The following is a 6,225-nucleotide window of genomic DNA, read 5'->3' on the forward strand; positions in this document are numbered from 1 at the left end:
GTATTTAATAGTGAATAATAATATTGTTAGAGTTGAACACTTACTGTTAATTTCCATGAACGTCCCGGCATAGGGTAGTATTTAATTACCTCATACTGTTTATTGGTTAAGTTAGTTACATCTGCTTGCAATCTTAGTTTGCAGTTACTTATTTTGAAGTTACGTGAGATAGTGAGAGTATGTTCTAAATACCCGTCAATTTCGTTTTCGGGTATATTTTGTGAAAGATAATAACGTTTCCCTACTCCCATCAGAGTATAACCTGCATTAAGCCATGGGGTCTCAATTGTAGCGGAGGCGTTTCCACTATGTTTCGGAGTATAAGGTAGCTGGTCTTTGTAATTTTTGGCTTCCGGATTGGTTAAGTCTATTGCTTCTTGTAGAGTATATCCACAGGAAAAATGTATTTCTGATCGATGAGTAAGCGGAAACTCTGTGGAAAGAGTAGCGTCCATACCTATGATACGTACTTTACCATAATTCTGCATTCTCCACACATAAGTGCTGGGGAAAGCAACTATTTTATCTGTAACCCTATTATAATATCCATCCAGTGTGATAGAACAATAATTCAGGAAAGTGAAAGGGGAACCACCGTAAGTGATGCCTATATTATATTCCTGCGCTTTTTCTGGTTTTAAATCCTTGTTACCACTTCGGAAATAGTAAAGGTCGTTGAAAGTTGGGGTACGGAAACAGCCCTTATACATGGCGCGGATGAAGAACAAATGTTCTTTCCATGGACGATAGTTCATACTAATGCTAGGACTAAGGCGATGCAGATCAGCGGGAGCACTTCCTTTTTTTACATGTTCTGAAATGTAAGTTCCAAGTATATGAGCCTGAACGGTCAGATGAGGGAAGGTGTATTTGCTGCTGAGTACTGTCAATGAGGTGTAGCGTGTGGGATAAGGGCAATCAGGCAAGGTATTATCTAAGGTGTTGATAACGCCATCCTGAGATAGAGAAAATGTCCAATTTTGTATTGGTTGATATAATAAGCTTGCAGAGAGATAATATTCTTTTTGAGTGTGTCGGTCAGTCACCTTGCCACTGTCATATTGGGAACCTTTATCTTGATAACGGTTATAAGCATAGTTATATTTTCCTTGTACCTGTAATGTCCACTCAGGTGAGAACGTTTTCTTCCATTGCGTCTGTAGGAAGAGATTTTCATCTACTAATCGTTCATTAGATTCCGGATTATATAAGATGACTGCACCGGGAAGCCCTCGTTTGGAATGATAGTAATAAGCTTTGGTATTCCAATGGCTACTGTCAGAGAATTGATGGAAAAAGTTTATTTCACCTTGGTAGGAAAAAATGTCTGAATTGTATCGCTTTTCTGTAGCAGTATGTTTCCCATTCTCTATTGTAAAAGGATACGTTCCATCTGAACGCAGGAAATTCCCATCAATAGTAAAGGCTGAGTTAGTTCCCACTTGTTGTTCCCAACGTGCGATGCTATTGAACAAACCGAAAGAACCTCCTTTAATTTGTCCGTGGAAATTGTGTTTTTTATTTGAAATGAATTTGGGTTGTTCTGTGACAATATGAAGTATCCCTGCGGAAGCATACATACGGGCTGATTGTAGAAGATTATCACTTTGTCCAATACTGAGTGAGAGTGTGGATATGTTATCAGTTGCAAAACGCCCAATATCAATTTGGCCTGCTTGGCTGTTGCTAACGGCTATTCCATCATAACTAACGGCTGTATGTGCTGCACCGAGATTACGAATAGAAATAGTCTTTAATCCTCCTAATCCACCATAGTCTTTCACGTTCACTCCACTAAAACGTTTTACGGCATCTGCTATACCTTGTAAGCCAAGTGCCTCAAAATCTTTGCGACTGAAAGATTGCGTTGGAGTTGCAGAAGTGATGCGGCTTGATATTTTTCGTCCTTTTACTGACACTTCCGGAATGGCATGCACCTTTCCCGTAATGGAGTCTCTCGCCTGCTGTGCCTGTAAATTGACACAAAGGCAGCATGTGAAACAATATAAACAAAACTGTAGCCAGATGCATCGGCATGGATTATCCTTGATCATAACAAATAGCTGTAAAAATATAAGTATCTCATGCCCTTTCCTCGAAGGCATAAAATTTGATAGGTTTTGCAGGTCTTCTGACTTACTCCGGATTTACCGCCTTCCCACCGTGCGAATACCGGCAGTGGCATAGGTGATTGGTAAATCCTTGACAATGAGTTTACAGCAGCGGGACTGTTTGGGAGTTACACCCAATTCCCTTTTCATGAAGCATACCGAAAGGCATACTTCAACAAAACCGAAGGGCAAAGATAGGAAAGATTTATGTTTTATTTATTATAGGATGCAGTATTTCATAAATTTATGCATTTATTCTAACAGAGTAACTTAATAGAAAACTAATACTATAATGCTTATGCTAAAGAAAACTATTGCTGCGCTAAGCCTACTCAGTATCCTTGCAGCCTGTCAGAATGATGAGAATCCTTCTCAACCGGAACCTAAACCACGTCAAGACATCAATCTTACCCGTGCGGAACAAGAGTTTATGGACAAAGGTACAGACTTTGCTTTCCGTTTCTTCGATCAGGTGTGCAGTACCGAAAAAGAAAAACCGAATGTTTTTGTGTCTCCATTGAGTGCATCACTTTGTTTATCCATGATTACGAACGGGGCTACTGATAATACGCTTGCTGAGATGCAGGATGTATTAGGATTCCCTGCCAATACTTTCTCTCTTGATGATCTGAACAACTATAATCAAAAGTTAACTTCAGCTTTGTTGGATTTGGACAATACAACTCAACTCGGAATAGCTAATTCTATCTGGATAGAGGAAGGTTTTAAGGTTTATGACTCTTTTGTTGATGTAAATAAGAAAATGTACGATGCTCAGGTGCAAGAACTTGATTTCACATCTCCGACCGCCAAAGATGTGATAAACCAATGGTGCGCCACTCAGACTAATAATTGCATAAAAGAGGTTATTCAGGAAATACCTGCGGATGCTCGTATGTATCTGATTAATGCACTCTATTTTAAAGGTATCTGGAAAAGCCAGTTTGATAAGTCGGCTACTGGACAGGATAACTTTACCAATGTTGACGGCAGTCAGCAGAAAGTAGCTATGATGAACCAGACCGCAACGTTCAATTACACCCAGACTGATGATTTCTCTATTGCGGAATTACCCTATGGCAATGAAGCTTTTAGTATGGTGATACTGTTGCCATCCGGAGATAAGACCTTGGATGAAAGCTTACCCAGCCTGAATTATGAGAACTGGAAACAGTGGAGTAAGAATATGGTAGGAAAAGAACTACAAATTAAACTTCCTCGTTTTAAAGTAGAATATGACAAAGAGCTGGAAGAGGACATGATAGCTATGGGGATGAAAGATGCTTTCGATGCTTATAAAGCAAAGTTTGCCAATATGTCCGGTGCAGAACTATATATTGGCCTTCTGCAACAGTTTACTTATATAAATGTGGATGAGGAAGGTACCGAAGCGGCTGCGGTTACAGTAGGAGGAATGTTTGATAATGCTGTCGGTTTTCCTTCTCCTGTTCCCTTCTTTGTGAATCGTCCTTTTGCCTTTATGGTTAAGGAAAAGAGTACGGGAGCCATCCTCTTTATGGGAAAGATTACAGAACTATAGTTTGATATTTATAAAGAAAGCGAAGAATCAACTCCTTCAATTGCGGGAGCCGATTCTTCGCTTTACTTTTATGATACAAGAATAATATTTTTATAGCTTACTCTTGTATATCTGTGCCATTACCTTCTGATACTGATTTTCCAATTGAAGTAGATTCTGCTTACTTTGATAAATCACAGAAACTTCTACAAAATATTCTATCACACTGATTTGTCCACCGGTGAGAGCTTGCTTCAGTAATGCAAGATCTTGTTGTGAACTGAATGCCTCCCTGTATTCCTGGATGGAAGTCTGCAATGATTGTGCTTCGCTGTATAGTTTTGCTAAGGTTGCTTCGGCTTGGAAAGCAGCATTCTCTTTCTGATAATCGAGGTTCAGAGATTGCGCTTTGGCTATTTTAACCTTATTACGATTCTCAAACAGCGGGAAGGAAAAGCCTACTACAACTCCATTAAATGGAGTACCGGACTCTGTATTACGGCGATATCCAAGTTCCAATTTAGGTAACCAACCTTGTTTGCTTGCAGAAATCTGTTTGCGGGCGGCAGCACTTTCACTGCTTAATGACAGCAAAGTCTGATCGGCTGCCAACACTTCCGAACGTAACTGTTCATAGTCGGTAGGAAGAAGGGGCAATGGATAGTCGTTGATGGAGCGGAAACTGCTCAGCTCATTATCTTGCAAAGACTGGTCTCCGTTGAGTGCAAGGAGAGATTTCCAGGCGTTATCAAGCGCAGTCTGATTGGTACGGAATTCTGTGCGTACATTCAGTAACTCCAGATTGATCTTATTTGTTTCCAATACATTGGCATCACCTGTCTCCAGACGTTTCTTATAGTATGCAGAGAGTTCCTCAGCCTGTTTCATACGTTCATTCAGAATCACTTGCTGGTGCTGCAACATGATGATGTCGAAACAAAGCTCTTTAGCTTGCAACAACAGTTGTTGACGGAAGGCGGCAGACTGCGCATCAAGCGCACCGGTTTTGAGCCGGTTTACTTTTCCGCGTGTAGCATACAAGGTCGGGAAATCAAAGCTCTGAGAAACAACAAGTTCACCTATCGTCTCACTCTTATCTTCCGATCCCCACAGATGGGCATACGAGAGAGTGGGATCAGGCAAATTGTTCTCCGACTTGTTCTCCAATTTCTGTGAAGTGATGAGTTGCGCATTGGCCTGCAACTCCTTATTGTTTGCTTCAATACGGTGCAGCACTTCGTCTATGCCGACCGATTGGGCACGCATTCCCGCATATAGGAAAAAAGTGATAAAACTAAATATGAGAATTCGTTTCATAGTTTGATATTGTTAATGGTTGTTTTTTAGGGTGCATCATCAGATAAACAATCGGAATGATGAAACCGTTCAGGAACGTGGAAGTTAAAAGACCACCAAGGATAACTTTCGCCATCGGACTTTGAATTTCATTACCCGGCAAATCTCCTCCCAGTGCCAATGGAATAAGAGCGAGAGCCGAAGACAATGCTGTCATCAAAATCGGATTCAAACGGTCCATTGAGCCACGGATTACGCTATCGTACACGTTTATTCCCTCTTCCTGTTGTAAATGGTTGTAGTGGCTGATCAGTAACATACCGTTTCGGGTGGCGATACCGAATAGTGAAATAAAACCGATAATAGCCGGAATACTCACCTCTCCCGTTGTCATCAACAAAGCAAACACACCACCGATCAATGCAAGCGGCAGGTTGATAAGTATGATTGCACTCTCTTTTACACTACGGAATTCATGATAAAGCAGTAAGAAGATCACCGCAATACTCATTAATGATGTGAGTAACAAGGTGCGGCTTGCTGCCTGTTCACTCTCAAATTGGCCACCGTATTCCAGATGATACCCTTCGGGCAATTTAATATCCTTGTCCACACGGGCCTGAATATCATTCACTACACTGCGCAGGTCGCGGTCGGCAACATTGGCAGAGATTACGATTTTTCGCTTCACGTTCTCGCGGCTGATCGTATTCGGTCCCATGGCAGAACGCACTTCTGCGATGTAGTTCAAAGGTATTTTCTTTCCGTCACTGGTATCTATCATCAAGTTGCGTATCTTCTCCATTTCGTCGCGAAGATCATCACGTACACGTACGGTAAGGTCGAAGCTTTTACCTTTCTCGTATACCTGTGATACGGTTTCACCAGCAAGACATACATTCACGAACTCAGAGAATTCCGGTAATGAGATACCGAACTTAGCCAACATTTCCCGCTTGGGCGAAATGATAAGCTGAGGACGTTCTATTTGTTGTTCCACATTCAGGTCGGCAATACCCGGAATATCCTGGATGGCACCTTTGATTTCATTACCCAAGGTAAACATACGGTTCAGATCGTCACCAAACAGTTTAATTGCAATGTTGGCTTTCGTACCACTGAGCATAGCATCGATACGGTGGCTGATAGGCTGGCCGATTTCCACATTTGCTCCTACGATAGTACCTAACTTCTCGCGTACTTCGGCAACCAACTCACTACGTGAACGTTCTTTCAATTCGAACGGAGCTTCTATTTCCGAAACATTCACACCAAGTGCATGCTCGTCCAGTTCGGCAC

General features: G+C 41.5%; 4 protein-coding genes and 1 riboswitch. Of the genes, 1 reads left to right on the plus strand and 3 read right to left on the minus strand.

From position 1 onward, the window contains the following. Positions 1 to 26 precede the first annotated feature (26 nt). Positions 27 to 2,054 carry a TonB-dependent receptor plug domain-containing protein gene (locus BACCELL_RS04635; protein WP_052309532.1) on the minus strand — a complete coding sequence of 676 codons (2,028 nt, stop codon included), beginning with the start codon at positions 2,052 to 2,054 and terminating at the stop codon, positions 27 to 29. A 50-nt stretch (positions 2,055 to 2,104) separates the two neighbouring features. After that, positions 2,105 to 2,307: riboswitch (cobalamin riboswitch) on the minus strand. 102 nt (positions 2,308 to 2,409) lie between these two features. On the opposite strand from BACCELL_RS04635, the gene BACCELL_RS04640 reads away from it, so the two are divergent. After that, positions 2,410 to 3,651 (plus strand): serpin family protein, encoded by a 1,242-nt coding sequence (locus tag BACCELL_RS04640; protein ID WP_007219002.1) that lies wholly within the window; start codon positions 2,410 to 2,412, stop codon positions 3,649 to 3,651. Positions 3,652 to 3,741: 90 nt separating this feature from the next. On the opposite strand, the gene BACCELL_RS04645 is transcribed toward BACCELL_RS04640, so the two are convergent. Together BACCELL_RS04645 and BACCELL_RS04650 are read right to left on the minus strand one after the other, a co-directional pair. Further along, positions 3,742 to 4,947: a TolC family protein gene (locus tag BACCELL_RS04645; protein ID WP_007210419.1), complete on the minus strand. Its 1,206-nt coding sequence runs from the start codon at positions 4,945 to 4,947 to the stop codon at positions 3,742 to 3,744. Continuing rightward, on the minus strand, positions 4,925 to 6,225 hold a 1,301-nt coding region (locus BACCELL_RS04650; RefSeq protein WP_007210420.1), incomplete at its 5' end, for an efflux RND transporter permease subunit. The genes BACCELL_RS04650 and BACCELL_RS04645, both read right to left, overlap by 23 nt.

This window comes from Bacteroides cellulosilyticus DSM 14838 (genome assembly GCF_000158035.1).
GTDB lineage: Bacteria > Bacteroidota > Bacteroidia > Bacteroidales > Bacteroidaceae > Bacteroides > Bacteroides cellulosilyticus.

What these genes read in the sequence shown, in the direction of transcription:
- BACCELL_RS04645 (WP_007210419.1), bottom strand. Translation starts at nt 4,947, where the DNA reads ATGAAACGAATTCTCATATTTAGTTTTATCACTTTTTTCCTATATGCG.
- BACCELL_RS04640 (WP_007219002.1), top strand. Translation starts at nt 2,410, where the DNA reads ATGCTAAAGAAAACTATTGCTGCGCTAAGCCTACTCAGTATCCTTGCA.
- BACCELL_RS04635 (WP_052309532.1), bottom strand. Translation starts at nt 2,054, where the DNA reads ATGATCAAGGATAATCCATGCCGATGCATCTGGCTACAGTTTTGTTTA.